Origin of the sequence: Seohaeicola sp. (assembly GCF_048006315.1) — a bacterium.
GTDB lineage: Bacteria > Pseudomonadota > Alphaproteobacteria > Rhodobacterales > Rhodobacteraceae > Seohaeicola.
Window position 1 is genome coordinate 3,900,166 of the sequence record NZ_CP180350.1, and the last position, 18,638, is coordinate 3,918,803.

Here is an 18,638-nt window from a genome sequence, read left to right on the forward strand (position 1 = left end):
CGGGCTGCGGATGGATATTTTGGGCAAGAAGAAGCAGGCAAGGTGCGGCGCGTTTCTTCTTGCCTGAAATATCCTCGGGGGGAGTCCCGCAGGGACGGGGGGCAGACAGCCCCCCTGACCACGTCAGAAACCCACGTCCTCGCCGCCGCTGCCCTGCTGCCAGGGCTTGACCAGGTTGCCGAAGCGGGTGAAGCGCCCCTCGAAGCTCAGTTCCACGGTGCCGATGGGGCCGTGGCGCTGCTTGCCGATGACCACCTCGGCCTTGCCGTGCAGGCGTTCCATCTCGGCCTGCCAGGTGGCCATCTTTTCCAGTTCGTGATCGCCCGGTTTTTCGCGTTCCTTGTAATATTCCTCGCGGAACACGAACATCACCACGTCGGCATCCTGTTCGATCGAACCGGATTCGCGCAGATCGCTGAGCTGCGGGCGCTTGTCTTCGCGGTTTTCGACCTGGCGGCTGAGCTGCGACAGCGCGATGACGGGGATGTTCAATTCCTTGGCGATGGCCTTGAGGCCCATCGTGATCTCGCTGATCTCGTTGACCCGGTTCTCGGATTTGCCGGCGCCGCGCACCAGCTGCAGGTAGTCGATGATCAGCAGGTCCAGCCCGTGGGTCCGCTTCAGGCGCCGCGCGCGCGCGGCCAGCTGGCTGATCGGAAGGGCGGGTGTGTCGTCGATGTAGAGCGGGCAGGCCTCCAGCGATTTGGCGGCCTCCACGAAGCGGCGGAATTCGCCTTCCGTCATGTCGCCGCGCCGGATCTGTTCGCTGGGCACTTCGGCGGCTTCCGACAGGATACGTGCGGCCAGCTGTTCGGCGCTCATTTCCAGGCTGTAGAAGCCCACGACGCCGCCTTCCATCGTGCCTTCGTTGCCGTCGGGCAGGATGCCGCGCTTGTAGGCCTTGGCGACGTTGAAGGCGATGTTGGTGGCCAGCGACGTCTTGCCCATCGAGGGCCGGCCGGCCAGGATCAGAAGGTCCGACTTGTGCAGCCCGCCCAGCTTCTTGTCCATGTCGATCAGACCGGTCGAGATGCCCGCCAGCCCGCCTTCGCGCTGATAGGCGGCATTGGCCACGTTCACCGCATCGGTCACGGCCCGCAGGAAGGACACGAAACCTGAATCCGCCTTGCCCTGCTCGCTGAGCTTGTAGAGCGCCTGTTCCGCCTCGACGATCTGCTCGCGCGGCTCGGAGGCGATATCGACCTTGGCGGCCTTGGCCACGATGTCGCGCCCCAGCCCGATCAGCTCGCGCCGGATCGCCAGGTCATAGATCATCTGCGCATAGTCGCGCACCGCGTAGGCCGAGATCGCCGCCCCCGCCAGGCGCACCAGATAGGCGGGTCCGCCCAGTTCCTCCAGGCCGGCGTCGCCGTCGAAAAACGCCTTGAGCGTGACTGGCGAGGCCAGGTTGTTCTTGGCAATGCGCGCCGCGGCCACCTCGAAGATACGCGCATGCACGGGATCGAAGAAATGCTGCGCCCCGATGATCTGCGCGACACGGTCATAGACATCGTTGTTGGTCAGGATCGCGCCCAGCAATTGCTGTTCGGCCTCGATCGAATGGGGCATCGTGTCGGGGTCCTGGACAACGGTGCCCGTCGGGTTGAATGCGGTTATCGTGGTCATGCTCGTCCCTGTCATCCCAGGCCAGTGTCATAGAAAGCGCGGGGGCCGAGGGCAAATTGTATGTTTCTGGGGATAGCTTGTGCATATCCCCGAACTGGCCCTTCACCACACCGCATCATGCGGCCTGCCGGGTGTGTTGGTCAACATGTTGATCGCCGTGATGGGCAGATCATGGGCCGCGCGGTCGCGGGTGGCGGTTTCCCGCTACCCGCCATGCCCGGTTTGCGGGCTATTTTCCGGCCCTTGCCTCGCGCCAGGCGTCCGGTGCGGTCAGGAAGGATTCGACTTCCGACATCGTGGCCTCGTCGAAGGCGCCCGAGGCGCGCGCCTCGGCCAGAACGTCCCACCAGGTGCACAGGTAGTGCAGCGCTACACCGTGATCGGCCAGCACCTTTTCGGTCTGCGGGAAGATCCCGTAGTAGAAGATCACCGCCGTGTGCCCGCAGGAGGCGCCGGTTTCGCGAATCGCGTCCACGAAGCTGAGCTTGGAGCCGCCGTCGGTCGTCAGGTCCTCGACCAGCAGCACGCGCTGGCCTTCGGTCATCGCGCCCTCGATCCGCGCGTTGCGGCCGTAGCCCTTGGGCTTCTTGCGCACATAGGTCATGGGCAGGGCCATGCGTTCGGCCACCAGCGCGGCAAAGGGAATGCCCGCCGTCTCGCCGCCCGCGATATTGTCGAAAGCCTCGAAGCCCGCATTGCGCATGACCGTCACCGTCAGGAAATCCATCAGCGTCGACCGGATGCGCGGATAGGAGATCAGCTTGCGGCAATCGATATAGACGGGTGAGGGCAGGCCGCTTGCGAAGATGAAAGGCTCGTCCGAATTGAAATGCACGGCCTTGATTTCCAGCAGCATCCGCGCGGTCAGGCGCGCCATTTCCTGCGCGGAAGGGTAGGAGGAGGGGATCATGAGCGTGTCCTTCTGATCGGAAAGGATGGGTTACGGGGCGACCTGCCAGTAAAGCGGGAAGCCGGGATCGAAGACCGTGACCGGCCCGTCGCCGCCGTCTATCTTGGCCGGATAGGTGACGGGGGCCGCGCCCTTGGTCAGGGTGACCCGGTCCTCGTTCACGGGCAGCCGGTAATAGGTCGGCCCGTTGATCGAGGTGAAACCCTCCAGCCGGTCCAGCGCGCCTTCGTCCTCGAAGACATGGGCCAGGATTGACATCGTGTTGGTCGCGGTGAAACAGCCCGCGCAGCCGCAGGCATGTTCCTTCAGCGCATCCACATGCGGGGCCGAGTCGGTCCCCAGAAAGAACCGCGCATCGCCCGAGGTGGCGGCGGCGCGCAGCGCCAGGCGATGGCTTTCGCGCTTGGCCACGGGCAGGCAGTAGTAATGCGGCTTGATCCCGCCCACCAGGATATGGTTGCGGTTGATGATCAGGTGATGCGTGGTGATCGTGGCGCCCAGATCGGCGGGCGCGGATTTCACGTAATCCACCCCGTCCGAGGTGGTGATATGTTCCATCACCACGCGCAGGCCGGGCGTGGCGCGGCGGATCGGGTCCAGCACGCGGTCGATGAACACGGCCTCGCGGTCGAAGATGTCCACCTCGTGATCCGTCACCTCGCCATGCACGCACAGCGGCAGGCCGATCTCGGCCATCCGCTCCAGCACGGCGCGGACATGATCGAAATTCTTGACGCCCGAAGCCGAATTGGTGGTCGCGCCGGCGGGATACAGCTTGACCGCGCGCACCAGACCGCTGGCATGGCTTGCTGCCACGTCATCGGGGTCCGTATCCTCGGTCAGGTAGAGGGTCATCAGCGGGTCAAAGCGCATGCCGTCAGGCAGGGCGGCCATGATCCGATCGCGATAGGCTGCGGCCTGCGCTCCGGTGACCACGGGGGGCACGAGGTTCGGCATGATGATCGCGCGCGCAAAGTGGCGGGCGGTTTCGGGAAGGACCGCGCGCAGCATCGCGCCATCGCGCAGATGCAGGTGCCAGTCGTCGGGGCGGCGGATCGTGATCGAGGTGCTCATGCCCGTCGCTTACACAATACGCGCGCAGGGGGCTAGTGGTGCGGTTGGCAAAAAGCGCGGGGTGCTGCCGCTTTTCAGGCCTTTTGCGCCGCCGCACCGCCATTGCCGTTACGCGACTGCGGGGGCGGGGTGAATTCTCCGGCGGCGGCCGCCTTTTCCAGACCGTCCAGTCGGCGGCGGATTCGGGGTGCATGCATCCGCTCGACCACGTTGCGGCACAGCAGCAGCGCGAGATAGGGGCGGTGATGCGCGTCCAGATGGCCCAGAAGGCCGCGCAGATAGGCCGGGTGTTCGCGCCGGGCGCGGGCGAGGCGCGCGAAGGCCGCACCGGTCAGACTGCCCTCGGCGGCCAGTGTCAGCAGCGGGGCAAGCATCTCCATCTCGACCAGGTCGCCCTGCAGCGCGTCGCCCATGTAGCGCAGGCGCAGCTTGGTGACATTGGGGCGGGTGAACAGCGCCGCATGCATCGCATCCAGATCCTCGGCCGGATCATAGAGCACATATCCCTGATGCGCCGCATCCATCATGTCGGGCGCATAGCCGTAACGGTCGGTGAAACTGGTGCGGCGCATATGGGCAAAGCGGTTGTCCCATTCGGTTACGCGCGGATCCAGCGTGGCCTGCGGCTGCACTGCCAGAACGATCGCGCCGGGCGAGGCCACCGAAAAGGCCGCAGCCGCATAGCCGCAGGGGCCCGCGCCGTAGAATATGACGCGCTCGTATTCCTCGAAATACCCTTCGTCGGTCAGCCGGTCGAACAGGGCATAGACCTGCGGATCGCGGAACCATGTATCGCCGTCGCTGACGAGGCACAGATGCGACCATCCCTTGTCGCGCACCATGTCCCAGCCCAGGGGCTGGCCGATATCGGAATGCAGCTGGATGCCCTGCACGGTCTCGAAACTGACCAGAAGCGTCTCGTCCCCGTCGATGCGGGTGGCGAAGTGTCGTCCGCCCAGGTCTTCAAAGCTGCCGAATTCCTCTGCAATAGCAGAGAGTTGCGTGATCCATTCACGCTTTTTCAACCCGGATAGCGACCGGTTCGGCAGGATTTCGGCTTCGGGCATGACTGCACGTCCTCATTGGCCTGTCTTGTGTGACAGGTATCTTTGCAATCTGGAATAGCGGTCATTTTGGGCGAAATTTGGGAGAATTGAAACCACTTCAAGGCCATTGCAGGGCATAAGCCCGTCCATGCCTCTGGCTGTGGGTCTCAGCCCTGCGCGCGGGCGGCCATCGCGGCCATCGCATGGGCCAGCAGGGGGGCGGCCTCGGCGGCGCTCAATGCACGCGATGGTGGTGCCATCAGCAGCCGACCCATCAGGGCGCGCATCTCCTCGTCCTGCATCAGCGCCGCGAAACGGGCGTGCCGCCAGGCCACGGCATCCCGGTGCAGCCCGGCCAGCACCGGATCGGCCATCAGCCGGTCAAGCTCGGCCCGCATCCGGGGGGCCAGCGCCAGGATCGACCGGTCCTCATCGGTGCAGAAATTGCGCTCGACCCAGTAATCAAGGCCAAGACGGTCGCCGGCATGAACCGCGCGGCCCCTGTCGGCCTTCAACACATAGCTTTGCATCGCACCCAGCGGGTAATGGTTCAGCTGGACAAGCGCGTGGTTCGGCCGCCCGAAGGGCGAAAACAACCCCTCCCGGCGATAGCGCGCGGGCAGTTCGCGCCCCTCGCCATCGAACCAGCGCGCAGTCTCCACCCGGCCCGGCGCGGGCGCGCGGGGGCGGTGGATGCCGGGTTTTCCATAGGTGCCATCGTTGCGATAAAGCGTCTTGAACATCGCCGCGCGCCAGGGCCAGTGGATCACAGCAGGGGCGGCGCGGGTGAATTGCGCAGTCACCGGTTCATCCTTGTAGGCCACCACACCCGCGTTGCCGAAAAGACGCCATGTCAGGGTGATCGCGCTTGCCTCGGGCAGGGCGGTCAGCAGCGCCGAAAGGCTGCGGTCGCCCACATGGATATTGACGAATTCGTCGATATCCAGCGGCAGGATCCAATCCGCCTGCCGCAGCAGCGGATGATCCGCCGCCCGCTTGAGGCCTGAGAACTGGATGCCCGCCTTGTCATATGGGGGCGGGTTGTGTTCATGCGCCAGCTTGCCCATCTCGGCCAGCCGGTCCAGCATCCGGTCCGATCCATCCTGGCAATCGTTGGACAGCACCAGGAAATCCGTGAAGCCGACGGCGCGGTGATGGGCCAGCCAGTCCAGCAGGAAAGCCCCTTCGTTGCGCTGTGTCAGGATGGCCAGCGCGCGCATCAGCTTTCCATGTCCAGCGCCAGCGCATAGGCCACGCGTTCCTGCGCGGTCAGCTTGACCTCCAGCGCCTGCTGGAACAGGTCCTGAAACTCGGGCATGGCCTGCAATTCGGCGGCCTTGGCGCGGTGCCAGTCCAGCCCCTGCTCATGCAGGGCGCGCAGGGTGTCGTCGCGCATCATCGCGTCGAATTCCGCCCGCATCCGGGGCGTATTGCGCTTGATCGTGATGTCGCGCACATCGCACCAATCCATGCGGATCCAGTAGTTCAGCCCGATGGAGCGGTCCACATGCAGCGCGCGACCCCGCTGGCGCTTGATCAGAAAGCTTTCGGCGGATCGCAATGCATAATGGTTCAGTTGCAAAAGGTCGTAGCCGATCGACTTGACCGAGTTGCGCCAACCCTTTTCGGCCGCCTCGCGCGTCATGTCCTGGCCCGATCCGTTGACCCAGCGCACCTGCTCGCGCAGATCGTCGCGCAGCTTGTTGGGGCGGTGGCAGCTCAGCTTGGCATAGGCGCCCATGTTGCGGAACATGGTCTTGAAACCCCAGACCGTGTGCGGCTTTGGGCAGAAACGTGGGGCGCACCATTCGAACTGGTCGATCACGAACCCGTCCGACAGGCCGGTGACGCCGCCATGGCCGAACAGCCGCCATGTCATCGCGACATTGGTGGCATCCGGCACGCGGTCAAAGAAATCGTCCAGCGTGCCATTGCCGCAGCGCACGTTGATGAACTCGTCCACGTCAATATGGATGATCCAGTCCGCATCGCGGATCAGCGGTTCCTTCAGCGCCTTGTTCAGCGCGGATTGCTGGGGCGAATTGCCCTTCCAGCCGTCGTTGTTGCGATGCTGCAGAAGGCCCATCTGCTGCATCCGGTCAAGGATCTCACTGGTGCCGTCGGTGCAGTCGTTGGTGTAGATCAGGAAATTGTCGACCCCGATGGCGCGGTGATAGGCGATCCACTCGGCGATATAGGGGGCTTCGTTCTTCATGCAGCCCACGATCACGCGGCCCGTCGATCCCGGCGGCAGGTCGCGCAGCGCACGCGGCGCATAGGCGCCGGCCAATTCTTCCTCGTTGACCATGCCGAGGCGGTTATGCGGCCGGAAGGGCGAGGCGTGCAGCTTGTGGAAATTCTCGACCGCCAGCGGCGGCATGATCCGCGCGGCAATGTCGCTGAGCGTGGCGGGCGGCGTCTTGCCCCGCGTTGTCGCTTGTTGCGGCGCGGCCGGGGTCGGTGACGGTGACGTTGACGGTGACGGGGCTGGCGCTGTCCGGTCGACCGTCGGCGCGGCGGCGATCGGGGCGGGGGGCTGATCCTTGCCCGCAGCCTCGCGCGCTTCTCTTGTGGCAAGGCGCTGCGCCCGGTCGATCCGGGCGCGAAACGCCAGAAGGTACTGGCTGGCCCGGAAGCCCATGCCGGGATCGGCCTCGGGCAGGGGGGCGGCGGTCCTGGCCCCCGCCTTGGTCTTGCGCGCCTTCGGCTGGTCAGGCAGCAGACCCGCCAGCGCGGGCTGGTTGTCCGTCAGCCCTTTCAGACCTGCCTCAAGCGGTGCCGCGATCCCGGAAAGTGTTGCGGGATCAATGGGGTCACCGTCGACCTTGATTTCTTAAATCAGCTTCTGCCACAGCGCGCGCGGCACGATCTGGCCGGTCACATCCTGCAAGCGGTGCAGCAGCGCATTCAGCTGGCGCGCACGGGCGACCCAGGCCGCGGCCGGTTGTCCAGCCGGCTTGGCGGGTGCCGCCCGCCCCAATGTCTCTTCGATATCGAAGGTCGCGCGGATCTCTTCCGTCGCGTCCTCGCCGTGGATTTCGGGCGCATCGCTGCGCCGCAAGGTCAGGCTGCCTGCGCCGAAAACACCCTCCCAGTGTTGCACAAGCCACGGCAGGTCCAGCCAGAAGGGCGGGGTCTGCGCCTCGAAGAAATTGCCCTTTTCGGGGTCGATCACGGGGGCTTCGGCCAGCGCCGCATCCCACCATTGCCCCGCGTCCAGACCTTGTTCCAGCGTCAGGGGGCGGCTGCGCCCTTCCATCACCTGCGCCGCATAGTGCCGCGCCAGCATCCGGGCGGGGGCATCGACATGGGCATGCAGGCGGATTTCGTCACCCAGCGGCGCCAGCAGATCGCGCAGGCGTTCCAGTTCGGACCGGCGGGCCAGCGACTGGCCCAGGTGACTGGCCGACAGGATCACCGCGCGGGGCTGATGCGTGGCGATGTCGCGGGCCAGCATCGTGGCCAGTTCGGCGCGCAGGGCGGCCTGTCTGACAGGGTCGGCATGGCCGCGATTGAAGCGCAGCGCATCGACATGATCGGGGTCGGTGACCGCCATGAAGAGGCGCGTGTGGTTGCGCGCACCGGCGGCGCGGGGGAACAGGATGCCCTTGGACAGCATCTGTTCACGCTTGTCGGCCATCACCGCCTGCAGGCGCGCGGTTGCCTGCCCATCCAGGCCGATATGCAGATGAATGACGGTCATGCGGCCTGTCCCTCGGTGCTCCGGGCCGGGTGGGGATTGCGATTGGCCCGGCCCCACCATGTCAGGCGTCGCCCGATATGGGCGCCGATGCGCGCAGGCGCCGCGGGATCGGACAGATCATAGCGCAGGAAGGCCGGATCGCCCTGAAACAGCGCGTCAAGATGGGCGTAATGCCCCTCGATCCAGCGGATGCGTTCGGCGGTGGTGCCGCCAAAGCCACGCGGCAGGCCGGGAATGTCGCTGCCCGGCAGACGCTCGGTCCCCAGATCGGACCAGCGCAACATGCTGTCCGACAGGGCGCGCGGTTCGCGCCAGCTGGCCAGAAAACGCACGCCGGGGTGATGGGTGCGGATGGCCTGGATCAGGCCCCAATCCATCTGCGGCCAGAGCGATTGACCCGCGCGCAGGCTGCTGATCTCGGTGAAGGCGTCGAAATCGTCCAGCCCCGACAAGGGATCGCCCGTGTTGAAATAGCCGTCATAGAACCGCCGCGCCACATAGGCGCCATGCAGGTCGGTATCCGTGGTCTGTCGCCGCCTGATGCGGAAATCGGCCACTTTCAGCCCCGTCAGCTTGAGGGCATGGGCCAGTGTCGTCGTGCCGGTCTTGGGCAGGCCAAGGTTGACGATGCGGGTGCGGGGGGGCGTCAGGCTCATGCGGCATCCTCCCACAGGCCCAGTTCGCGCAAGAGCGCCTCCTCCTGCGGGGGCAGGGTCGAGGCGGCGCGCAACTGCGCCTGCATGTCCCGGTAGGCGGGCTGCGCCAGCAGGGCATCGCGGCGCGCGCGGTGCAGGGCCACGCAGTCAAGATGCAGCGCGTCGATTTCGGGGTCGGCGCGCAGACGCGCCAATTCGGCCTCCAGCGCGGGAAGGTAGCGGTGGATGCTGGCATCCTCGATCGCGGGATCGTTGCGTTCGCGCCAGTAGGTGTCATCGAAGGCGCGGTTTTCGCGGTTCACATCGCCCCGGTCGTTCTTGACCAGGTAGCTGTCGAGGCTGCGCAGCGCATAATGGTTCAGCGTGGCATGCACCCGCGCGCCCATGGCCGGAAACTTGCGGATGCGGCGCGGATTGGCGGCCACAAGGAACTTGTGCGGCACCGCGCGCCCGCCGCCATCGGTCCAGCGCGGATGCTTGCGGGGCGGCAGCTTGGCCTTGAAGAAGGGGCGGTGCGCGCCGTAATAATGCAGCGGAAAATCCCGCCTGATCAGTGATTTGACCTCGATCGCGGTTTCGCCGCACCAGATGTCGGGGTTATGGCTGCGCGTGAATTGCGCGATCACGGGGCGGTCGTCGAAGGCGTCGATGCCTGCATTGGCGAAGAACTGGAAGCTGATGCTGATCGCCTGCGGATCGCAGCAGGCTTCGATCAGTGCCGGGATCGTGTGATCGCCGGCGTGGATGTTCAGGAATTCGTCAACATCCGCGATCCAGACCCAGTCGGCCCCGGTCACGATGTCCTGGGTGGTGGCGTGTTTCAACGCCTCCATCTGGTAATTGCGCCCCTCGGCGGGGTTGGGCAGATGGCGCAGCAGGCCGCGCGCGGCCAGCGCGTCCAGCAGACGATCCGTGCCATCGCTGCAATCGTTGGAATAGAACAGGAAATCGGTCACGCCGATCACGCGGTTGAAGGCGATCCATTCCAGCAGGAAGGGACCTTCGTTCTTGACGCAGGTCACCGCCGTGATGCGCAGGCCCGATGGGCCGCCCTTGTGCTGGCCCGCCTGCCGTTGCAATTGCAGGCCCGCCTGCGGGGCCTTGTCCCGTTCACTCATGACACCGTTGCCCGTCTTCTGCCCTGGACGGGTTGGTCCCGCCCGATGCCCCGCCGTTGTGACAGGTTATTCTTTCGCAAAACCATCGCAGGTCCGGCGGAATCCGTCAATCTTTCGATAAAGTTTCCCCAACCTTTGGTCATTGCCGTTACGTCGTCTTGCCTTGACGGCGACCGGGACCAGTTGCAGGGTTCGGGCCAAAGGGAGGACCACATATGCCGCTGCCGCAATCCATCGACGAGGTGCAGAGCCTGCTGGCCGGACAGGATTATGTCTGCGGCCGGGCCCTGGCCACGGTCACGTTCCTGTCGTTGAAACTGGGGCGTCCGCTGTTCCTGGAAGGCGAGGCCGGCACCGGCAAGACCGAGATCGCCAAGGCCATCGCCGCAGCATTGGGCCGCCGCCTTATCCGGCTGCAGTGCTACGAGGGGCTGGATGCGGCAAGCGCTGTCTATGAATGGAACTTCGCCGAGCAGATGATCGCGATCCGCACCGCCGAGGCAACGGGAGGGGCGGACCGGGACGCGCTGAAATCGGAACTCTTCACGCAGGATTACCTGATCGAACGGCCCCTGCTGCAGGCGATGCGGCCCCAGGCGGGCGGCGCGCCCGTGCTGCTGATCGACGAGCTGGACCGGACCGACGAACCCTTCGAGGCTTTCCTGCTGGAGGCGCTGTCGGATTTCCAGGTCACCATCCCTGAACTGGGCACGATCCATGCGCCCGAGCCGCCCATCGTGATCCTGACCTCGAACCGGACCCGCGAGGTGCATGACGCGCTGAAACGCCGCTGCCTCTATCAATGGGTGGATTACCCGGCTTTCGAGCGCGAGATCGAAATCCTGAAGGCCCGCGCGCCAGAGGCGTCAGAGGCGCTGAGCCGCGAGGTGGTGGCCTTCGTGCAACGGCTGCGCACCGAGGATCTGTTCAAGAAACCGGGCGTGGCCGAAACCATCGACTGGGCCAAATGCCTGCTGGCGCTGGATGTCATCAGCCTCAGCCCCGAGGTGATCGCCGACACGCTGGGTGCGATCCTGAAGTACCAGGACGACATCGCCAAGCTGCAGGGCAGCGAGGCGAAACGCCTGCTGGACGAGGCCCGCGCATCGCTGGAGCCCGCGTGATGCGGTCCGTGTCGCAGCGGGGAGCTTTCCACCCCCCGCACCCCCCCGAGGATATTTGCCGCAAGAAGAAACAGGGGTAGGGCGTGGCCGAATACATCCCCCTCGAGTTGCCCGACAATCCCCGGCTGGCCGAGAACATCACCCATTTCGCCCGCGCCCTGCGCAAGGCGGGCCTTCCCATCGGCACCGGCCGCGTGATCGACGCCATCCGCGCGGTGCAGGCGGCGGGCTTTACCGACAAGCGCGATTTCTTCTGGGTGCTGCATGCCTGTTTCGTGAACCGGCCCGAACATCGCGCCGTGTTTTCGCAGATCTTCCGGCTGTACTGGCGCGATCCGCGTTACCTGGAACACATGATGTCGATGATGCTGCCCGCCATTCGGGGCGTGCAGGAGGAACGCACGGCCCAGGCCGCCGAAAAGCGCGCGGCCGAGGCGCTGCTGGACGGGGCCAACCGACCGGTAGAGCAGGAAAACCCCCGCGAGGAGGAGACGATGATCGAGGTTGACGCCTCGATGACCATCTCTGCCGAGGAACGCCTCAAGACCCTCGATTTCGAACAGATGAGCACCGCCGAGATCGCCGCCGCCAAGCGGATGCTGGCGCGGATGAGCCTGCCCGTCAAACCCATCCCCTCGCGGCGCGGCCAGCCCAGCCTGACCGGCCACCGGATCGACTGGCGGCGCACCATGCGCGCCTCGATGCGGCGCGGCGGCGAGATGCAGGCGCTGGCCTTGAAGGCGCCCCGCCCACGCTGGCCGAACCTGGTGGTGCTGTGCGACATTTCCGGGTCGATGAGCCAGTACAGCCGGATGGTCCTGCATTTCCTGCATGCGGTGGCCAACGAGAAGGGCGCGGGCTGGGCGAAGGTGCATGCCTTCACCTTCGGCACGCGGCTGACCAACATCACCCGTCACCTGGCCACGCGCGACGTGGACCAGGCGTTGAAGGCGGCAGGGGCCGAGGCGCAGGACTGGGAAGGCGGCACGCGGATCGGGTCCTGCCTGCATGCGTTCAACCGCGACTGGTCGCGGCGCGTCATGGGGCAGGGGGCGGTGGTCCTTCTGATCACCGACGGGCTGGACCGCGACAGCGCCGCCGACCTGGGCCGCGAGATGGAACGGCTGCACCTGTCCTCGCGCCGGCTGATCTGGTTGAACCCGCTCTTGCGCTGGGACGGCTTTGCGCCCAAGGCGCGCGGGATCGCCGCCATGCTGCCCCATGTGGACAGTTTCCGCGCGGGCCATTCCATCGACAGCCTCGAGGCGCTTGCGGCGGCCATATCAAAGCAGGATGATGCGGGCGAGAAGACGCGGCTGATGGCCGCCATGCGCGACGGCTGACTTGCGCCGCGCGCGCGCCCTGAAGGGAGGACAAGACCCATGACCGACAGATATGACCGCATCCCCGAGATCGCGCTGGACTGGCACCGCGACGGGCGCGGCGCCGTGCTGGCCACGGTGGTGGAAACCTGGGGCTCGGCCCCGCGCCGTGTGGGCAGCCAGCTTGTCATCTCGGGACGCGGCGAGATCGAGGGATCGGTTTCGGGCGGTTGCGTCGAGGGCGCGGTGGTGACCGAGGCGCTTGAGGCGCTGGAGGAGGGGCGCGCGCGCCTGCTGGAATATGGCGTGAGCGATGGCGACGCCTTTGCCGTGGGCCTGGCCTGTGGCGGCACGATCCGCGTACTTGTGGAACCCGTGGGGGCAGAGCTGACCGAGGATCTGCTGGCGGCCCTGGTGGCCGCGCGTGCCGCACGGCGCGCGGTGGCTTACCTGGCCGATCTGGACAGCGGCGCGCGGCACCTGACCACGGATGGCTATCCCGAACGCTTCCGCATGGATCGTTCGGGTTTCGAGGAGGAAGGCCGCGTGTTCGTGGCCATCCACAACCCGCCGCTTAGGATGATCGTGGTGGGGGCGGTGCATATCGCGCAGGCACTGGTGCCGATGGCGCGGATCCTGGGCTATGATCCGGTGATCGTGGACCCGCGCGATGCCTTCGGCAGCCAGGCGCGCTTTCCCGGCGAGACGATCCTGAACGACTGGCCCGATGACGCCATCGCCGCGCTGGGCCTGGATCCGCGCACGGCACTGGTGCTGCTGACCCATGATCCCAAGCTGGACGATCCCGCGATCGAGGCCGCCATGGCCTCGGACGTGTTCTATATCGGGGCGCTGGGGTCGAAACGGACACATGCGTCGCGGGTGGAACGCCTTGCGGCCAAGGGCATCGCGCCCGACCGGATCGCGCGCATCCACGGTCCCGTGGGGCTGGACATCGGGGCGGCGGGACCGGTCGAGATCGCGCTGTCGATCCTGGCGGAATGCACCCAGGTGCTGAGGCGGGGATGAAATTCGGCCCCGTTCCCCTGGCGCAGGCCACAGGCGCGATCCTGGCGCATTCCGTCGATCTGGGCGGCAAGCGTCTGCGCAAGGGTGTGACGCTGGACGCGGGGCATGTGGTGGCGCTGGCGGCGGCGGGTCATGACCGGGTGATCGTCGCGCGGCTGGATGCCGGCGATGTGCATGAGGATGCCGCCGCCGCGGCCCTTGCCGCGGCACTGGTGCCCGATCCGGCGCGGGCCGGTCTGCGCCTGACCGCGCCTTTTACGGGTCGCGTCAACCTGATCGCCGAAGGGCCGGGTGTCGCGCTGCTGGACGTGCCCGCGCTGACCGCGCTGAACGCGGTTGATCCGATGATCACGCTGGCAACCGTGCCCGCCTTTCACCAGATGACGCAGGGCGGCATGGTCGCGACGGTCAAGATCATCTCCTATGGTGTGGCGGGGGCGGATCTGGAACAGGCCTGCGCGCTGGCGCGGGGGGCGGGGGCGGGCACGATCCGGCTGGCGCGGCCCGTGTTGCGCGGGGCCACGCTGATCGTGACCGAGATCGGTGGCGGGCTGGACAGCACAGAGGCCACGGGCCCCGACAAGGGGCGTGCCGCCATTGCCGCGCGGCTGACGGCGCTGGGCATGGCTCTGGACAAGGTCGTGACGGTGCCGCACCGCACCGGGGATCTGGCGCAGGCCATCGCGGCGACAAAGAGCGACATGGTGCTGATCCTGACGGGATCGGCCACCTCGGATATCGACGACGTGGGGCCTTCGGCGCTTAGGCAGGCGGGGGGGCAGGTGGACCGTTTCGGGATGCCGGTCGATCCCGGCAACCTGCTGTTCCTGGGCCGCTTGGGGGCACGGCCGGTGCTGGGTCTGCCGGGCTGCGCCCGCTCGCCCGCGCTGAACGGGGCCGATTGGGTGCTGTCGCGGCTGGCCTGTGGCCTTGCGGTCAGCGCGCAGGACATCGCGGGCATGGGAATCGGCGGATTGCTCAAGGAAATCCCCTCGCGCCCGATGCCGCGCGCAGGGCGCCAGGCGGGTGCGGCCGCCATGCCGGACAGCTGAGGCCCCAGCCCCCGCCTGTCAAAACGATAGCAAGTCACATCCTTGCGAGGGGCGGAGAAATTCGTGCTTCTCATATGGCCGAGGCCATGCTTAGACTGTCGATGTGAAAGACAAAAAACAAACTCTGGGAGGAGCGTCATGGCACAGGTCTCGATGACCGTGAATGGCAAGGCCGCGTCGGGAGACGTGGAAGGCCGTACACTACTGGTACAATTCTTGCGCGAAAATCTGCACCTGACGGGCACGCATGTGGGCTGCGACACTTCGCAATGCGGGGCCTGCGTCGTGCATGTGAACGGAAAGGCCGTGAAGGCCTGCACCATGCTTGCAGCCGAGGCCGAGGGCGCCGAGGTCCGCACCATCGAAGGCATGGCAAATGCCGACGGATCGCTGAACACCGTGCAGCAGGCGTTTCAGGATCACCACGGCCTGCAGTGCGGCTTTTGCACGCCCGGCATGGTGATGTCCGCATCGGCCCTGCTGGCCGAGAACCCCAATCCGACCGAAACCGAAATCCGCGCCTACCTGGAAGGCAATATCTGCCGCTGCACCGGCTATCACAACATCGTCAAGGCGATCATGGCCGCAGCAGGCCAGGACGTGAGCAAGATCGCGGCCGAATAATATCGAGGGATGCGCCCCGGCGGCGCTGTCTTCGCATTACCTAGGATAACGGAAGGCACAGCCCCCGAGGAGGGGGGCGTCTTCCACTCAGGGAGAGGAACACCATGCCCAAGGATCATGGAATTGGCGCCAGCCCGAAGCGGCGCGAGGATCTGCGGTTTCTGACGGGAACCGGCAATTACACCGACGACATCAACCTTTATGGTCAGCTTTACGTGCATTTCCTGCGCTCGGACGTGGCGCATGGGCGGCTGAACAAGGTCGATACCACCGATGCGGCCGCCATGCCCGGCGTGGTGCGGATCTTCACCGGCGATGATTTCGCCGGCGTGGGCGGTCTGCCCTGCGGCTGGCAGGTCACCGACAAGCACGGCCAGCCGATGCAGGAACCCGGCCACCCGGTTCTGGCGCAGGGCAAGGTGCGCCATGTGGGCGATCCCATCGCCGCCATCGTGGCGGATACCTACGAACAGGCCCGCGATGCCGCCGAGGCGATCGTGCTGGATATCGAGGAACTGCCCGCCGTCATCGACATGAAGGCCGCCGTTCAGGATGGCGCGCCGAAGGTGCATGACGATCTGACCTCGAACCTCTGCTACGATTGGGGCTTCGTCGAGGAAAACAAGGCCGCCACCGATGAGGCCTTCAAGAACGCGGCGCATGTGACCACGCTGGAACTGGTCAACAACCGCCTTGTCGCCAACCCGATGGAGCCGCGCGTGGCGGTGGGCGATTACAACCGCTCGACCGATAAATCGACGCTCTACACCACCTCGCAGAACCCGCATGTGATCCGCCTTCTGATGGGCGCCTTCGTGCTGGGCATCCCCGAGCACAAGCTGCGCGTCGTGGCCCCCGATGTGGGCGGCGGTTTCGGCACCAAGATCTTCCACTACGCCGAAGAGGCCTTCTGCACCTTCGCCGCGCGCCAGCTGAAGCGCCCGGTCAAATGGACCTCGACCCGGTCCGAGGCCTTCATGTCCGACGCCCATGGCCGCGACCACGTGACCAAGATCGAACTGGCGCTGGACAAGGACAACAACTTCACCGCGATCCGCACCGAAACCTATGCGAACATGGGGGCTTACCTGTCCACCTTCGCGCCCTCGGTGCCGACATGGCTGCATGGCACGCTGATGGCGGGCAACTACCGCACGCCGCTGATCTACGTGAACGTCAAGGCCGTGTTCACCAACACCGTGCCGGTTGATGCCTATCGCGGCGCGGGCCGCCCCGAGGCTACCTATCAGCTGGAACGCGTGATCGACAAGGCCGCGCGCGAACTCGGCGTGGACCCGATCAAGCTGCGCCGTCAGAACTTCATCACGCAATTCCCCTATGCCACGCCTGTGGCCGTGGAATATGACACCGGCGATTACGTGGCCACGATGGACAAGCTGGAACAGATCGCCGATCTGTCCGGCTTCGAGGCGCGGCGCAAGGCCTCCGAGGCCAAGGGCAAGCTGCGCGGCCTGGGCATCAACTGCTATATCGAGGCCTGCGGCATCGCGCCCTCGAACCTGGTGGGTCAGCTTGGCGCGCGCGCCGGGCTTTACGAAAGCGCGACCGTGCGGGTGAACGCCACCGGCTCGATCAGCGTGATGACCGGCAGCCACAGCCACGGGCAGGGGCATGAAACCGCCTTCCCGCAGGTGATCGCGGAAATGCTGGGCATCGACGAAAGCATGATCGAAATCGTCCATGGCGACACCGCCAAGGGTCCGATGGGCATGGGCACCTATGGCTCGCGTTCGCTGGCCGTGGGTGGCAGCGCCATGGTCCGCGCGACCGAGAAGATCATCAACAAGGCCAAGAAGATCGCGGCCCACCTGATGGAAGCCTCGGACGCGGATATCGAGGTGAAGGACGGCAAGTTCCATGTCGCCGGCACCGACAAATCCGTGGCATGGGGTGATGTGACCCTGGCGGCCTATGTGCCGCACAACTACCCGCTGGAAGATATCGAACCGGGGCTCGAGGAGACAGCCTTCTACGATCCGTCGAACTTCACCTACCCCTCGGGCGCCTATTGCTGCGAGGTCGAGGTGGATCCCGACACTGGCCGCGTGACCATCGAACGCTTCAGCGCGGCGGATGATTTCGGCAATATCATCAACCCGATGATCGTGTCGGGGCAGGTGCATGGCGGGATTGGCCAGGGCATCGGCCAGGCGCTGCTGGAAGGGGCCGTCTATGACGACAACGGGCAGCTTCTGACCGGCTCCTACATGGATTACGCCATGCCGCGCGCCTCGGATGTGCCGTTCTACACGGTGGATCATTCCTGCGTCACGCCCTGCACGCACAACCCGTTGGGCGTGAAGGGCTGCGGCGAGGCCGGGGCCATCGGATCGCCCCCCGCTGTCGTGAATGCCGTGATCGACGCGCTGCATTCGGCGGGCAAGACCAACGTGACCCATATCGACATGCCGCTCTCGCCCAATCGGGTGTGGGCCGCGATGAACGCCTGAGGAGAAGACGCCATGTACAATTTCGATTTTGTTCGTCCCAAGACGATCGCGGATGCGGCGGCGGCCCTGGGCCATGAAGGCGCGCAGGCGCTGGGCGGGGGGCAGACCCTTCTGCCCACCATGAAGCAGCGCCTTGCCAGCCCTGAAACCCTGGTCAGCCTGACCGGCATCCCCGAGATGCAGGGCGTGTGCAAGGCCGATGACGGGGCCATCTGCATCGGGGGGGCAACCCCCCATGCGGTGGTGGCAGCCGAGGTGGCGGCGCATTACCCGGCGCTGGCGGGCCTTGCCAGCCATATCGGCGATCCGGCGGTGCGCAACCGTGGCACCATCGGCGGCAGCCTTGCCAACAACGACCCTTCCGCCTGCTACCCTTCGGCGGTTCTGGGGTCGGGGGCGACGGTTGTGACCAACACGCGCCAGATCGCGGCCGATGACTACTTCCAGGGGATGTTCACCACGGCCCTGCACGAGGGCGAGATCATCACCGAAGTGCGCTTTCCGGTGCCGGAAAAGGCCAGCTACCAGAAGTTCGAACAACCCGCGTCGCGCTTTGCGCTGGTGGGCGTGTTCGTGGCCAAATACGCGGACGGTGTGCGCGTGGCGGTCACCGGCGCGTCCGAAGAAGGCGTGTTCCGCTGGACCGAGGCCGAAGAGGCGCTGAGCGCCAATTTCTCGGCCGACGCGATCAACGGCCTGACCGTCCCTGCGGATGGCATGATCGGCGACCTGCACGGCTCCAAGGAATACCGCGCCCATCTGGTCGGCGTGATGACCAAGCGGGCGGTCGCTGCGGCGGCCTGACCCGGGTGTGATGTATTAGGAAACGCCCCTGCGGAAAACCGTGGGGGCGTTTGCTTTTACGGATTTCAACGCTCCTCGC

At 65.9% G+C, this 18,638-nt stretch carries 16 protein-coding genes; 7 read left to right on the forward strand and 9 right to left on the reverse strand.

Features of this window, described 5'->3' with window-relative positions; all coding sequences use genetic code 11:
- Positions 1-123: 123 nt before the first annotated feature.
- The 9 genes from ACMUJL_RS19270 to ACMUJL_RS19310 form a co-directional block, all read right to left on the reverse strand.
- Positions 124-1,626, reverse strand: a complete 1,503-nt coding sequence (locus ACMUJL_RS19270; protein WP_068293614.1) for a replicative DNA helicase — start codon at positions 1,624-1,626, stop codon at positions 124-126.
- A gap of 229 nt (positions 1,627-1,855) precedes the next feature.
- Complete coding sequence (locus ACMUJL_RS19275) at positions 1,856-2,536, reverse strand: orotate phosphoribosyltransferase (protein WP_068293617.1); 681 nt, start codon at positions 2,534-2,536, stop codon at positions 1,856-1,858.
- Positions 2,537-2,566: 30 nt separating this feature from the next.
- The gene (pyrC, locus tag ACMUJL_RS19280) at positions 2,567-3,610 is read right to left on the reverse strand and encodes a dihydroorotase (protein WP_375571634.1); all 1,044 of its coding nucleotides are present in this window, start codon (positions 3,608-3,610) and stop codon (positions 2,567-2,569) included.
- A 74-nt stretch (positions 3,611-3,684) separates the two neighbouring features.
- The gene (locus tag ACMUJL_RS19285) at positions 3,685-4,677 is read right to left on the reverse strand and encodes a phosphoadenosine phosphosulfate reductase (protein ID WP_375571632.1); all 993 of its coding nucleotides are present in this window, start codon (positions 4,675-4,677) and stop codon (positions 3,685-3,687) included.
- Between the two features lie 146 nt (positions 4,678-4,823).
- Entirely contained in the window at positions 4,824-5,876 is a 1,053-nt protein-coding gene (locus ACMUJL_RS19290) for a glycosyltransferase family 2 protein (RefSeq protein ID WP_375571630.1), read from the reverse strand.
- Positions 5,876-7,297 (reverse strand): glycosyltransferase family 2 protein, encoded by a 1,422-nt coding sequence (locus ACMUJL_RS19295; protein WP_416914404.1) that lies wholly within the window; start codon positions 7,295-7,297, stop codon positions 5,876-5,878. Before ACMUJL_RS19295 ends, ACMUJL_RS19290 begins: the two co-directional genes overlap by 1 nt.
- Positions 7,298-7,489: 192 nt before the next feature.
- Positions 7,490-8,359, reverse strand: a complete 870-nt coding sequence (locus ACMUJL_RS19300; RefSeq protein ID WP_416914405.1) for a hypothetical protein — start codon at positions 8,357-8,359, stop codon at positions 7,490-7,492.
- Positions 8,356-9,015 (reverse strand): hypothetical protein, encoded by a 660-nt coding sequence (locus ACMUJL_RS19305; RefSeq protein WP_068293632.1) that lies wholly within the window; start codon positions 9,013-9,015, stop codon positions 8,356-8,358. Before ACMUJL_RS19305 ends, ACMUJL_RS19300 begins: the two co-directional genes overlap by 4 nt.
- Positions 9,012-10,052 (reverse strand): glycosyltransferase family 2 protein, encoded by a 1,041-nt coding sequence (locus tag ACMUJL_RS19310; RefSeq protein ID WP_375573827.1) that lies wholly within the window; start codon positions 10,050-10,052, stop codon positions 9,012-9,014. Before ACMUJL_RS19310 ends, ACMUJL_RS19305 begins: the two co-directional genes overlap by 4 nt.
- A 296-nt stretch (positions 10,053-10,348) precedes the next feature.
- Here ACMUJL_RS19310 and ACMUJL_RS19315 point away from each other — a divergent pair, with 296 nt between their 5' ends.
- The 7 genes from ACMUJL_RS19315 to ACMUJL_RS19345 all read left to right on the forward strand — a co-directional run bounded on the left by ACMUJL_RS19315 (position 10,349) and on the right by ACMUJL_RS19345 (position 18,559).
- On the forward strand, positions 10,349-11,257 hold the full coding sequence (locus tag ACMUJL_RS19315; RefSeq protein WP_375571626.1) for an AAA family ATPase: 909 nt from the start codon (positions 10,349-10,351) through the stop codon (positions 11,255-11,257).
- Positions 11,258-11,340: 83 nt separating this feature from the next.
- Positions 11,341-12,600 carry a vWA domain-containing protein gene (locus ACMUJL_RS19320; RefSeq protein WP_375571624.1) on the forward strand — a complete coding sequence of 420 codons (1,260 nt, stop codon included), beginning with the start codon at positions 11,341-11,343 and terminating at the stop codon, positions 12,598-12,600.
- Between the two features lie 39 nt (positions 12,601-12,639).
- Complete coding sequence (locus tag ACMUJL_RS19325; RefSeq protein WP_375571622.1) at positions 12,640-13,608, forward strand: XdhC family protein; 969 nt, start codon at positions 12,640-12,642, stop codon at positions 13,606-13,608.
- Positions 13,605-14,660: a molybdopterin-binding protein gene (locus ACMUJL_RS19330; RefSeq protein ID WP_375571620.1), complete on the forward strand. Its 1,056-nt coding sequence runs from the start codon at positions 13,605-13,607 to the stop codon at positions 14,658-14,660. The genes ACMUJL_RS19325 and ACMUJL_RS19330 overlap by 4 nt, the downstream gene beginning before the upstream one ends.
- A 138-nt stretch (positions 14,661-14,798) precedes the next feature.
- The gene (locus tag ACMUJL_RS19335) at positions 14,799-15,284 is read left to right on the forward strand and encodes a (2Fe-2S)-binding protein (RefSeq protein WP_068294665.1); all 486 of its coding nucleotides are present in this window, start codon (positions 14,799-14,801) and stop codon (positions 15,282-15,284) included.
- A gap of 104 nt (positions 15,285-15,388) precedes the next feature.
- Positions 15,389-17,755, forward strand: a complete 2,367-nt coding sequence (locus ACMUJL_RS19340) for a xanthine dehydrogenase family protein molybdopterin-binding subunit (protein WP_416914406.1) — start codon at positions 15,389-15,391, stop codon at positions 17,753-17,755.
- A gap of 12 nt (positions 17,756-17,767) precedes the next feature.
- Positions 17,768-18,559 carry an FAD binding domain-containing protein gene (locus ACMUJL_RS19345; RefSeq protein WP_068294659.1) on the forward strand — a complete coding sequence of 264 codons (792 nt, stop codon included), beginning with the start codon at positions 17,768-17,770 and terminating at the stop codon, positions 18,557-18,559.
- The last annotated feature ends 79 nt before the right edge of the window (positions 18,560-18,638 follow it).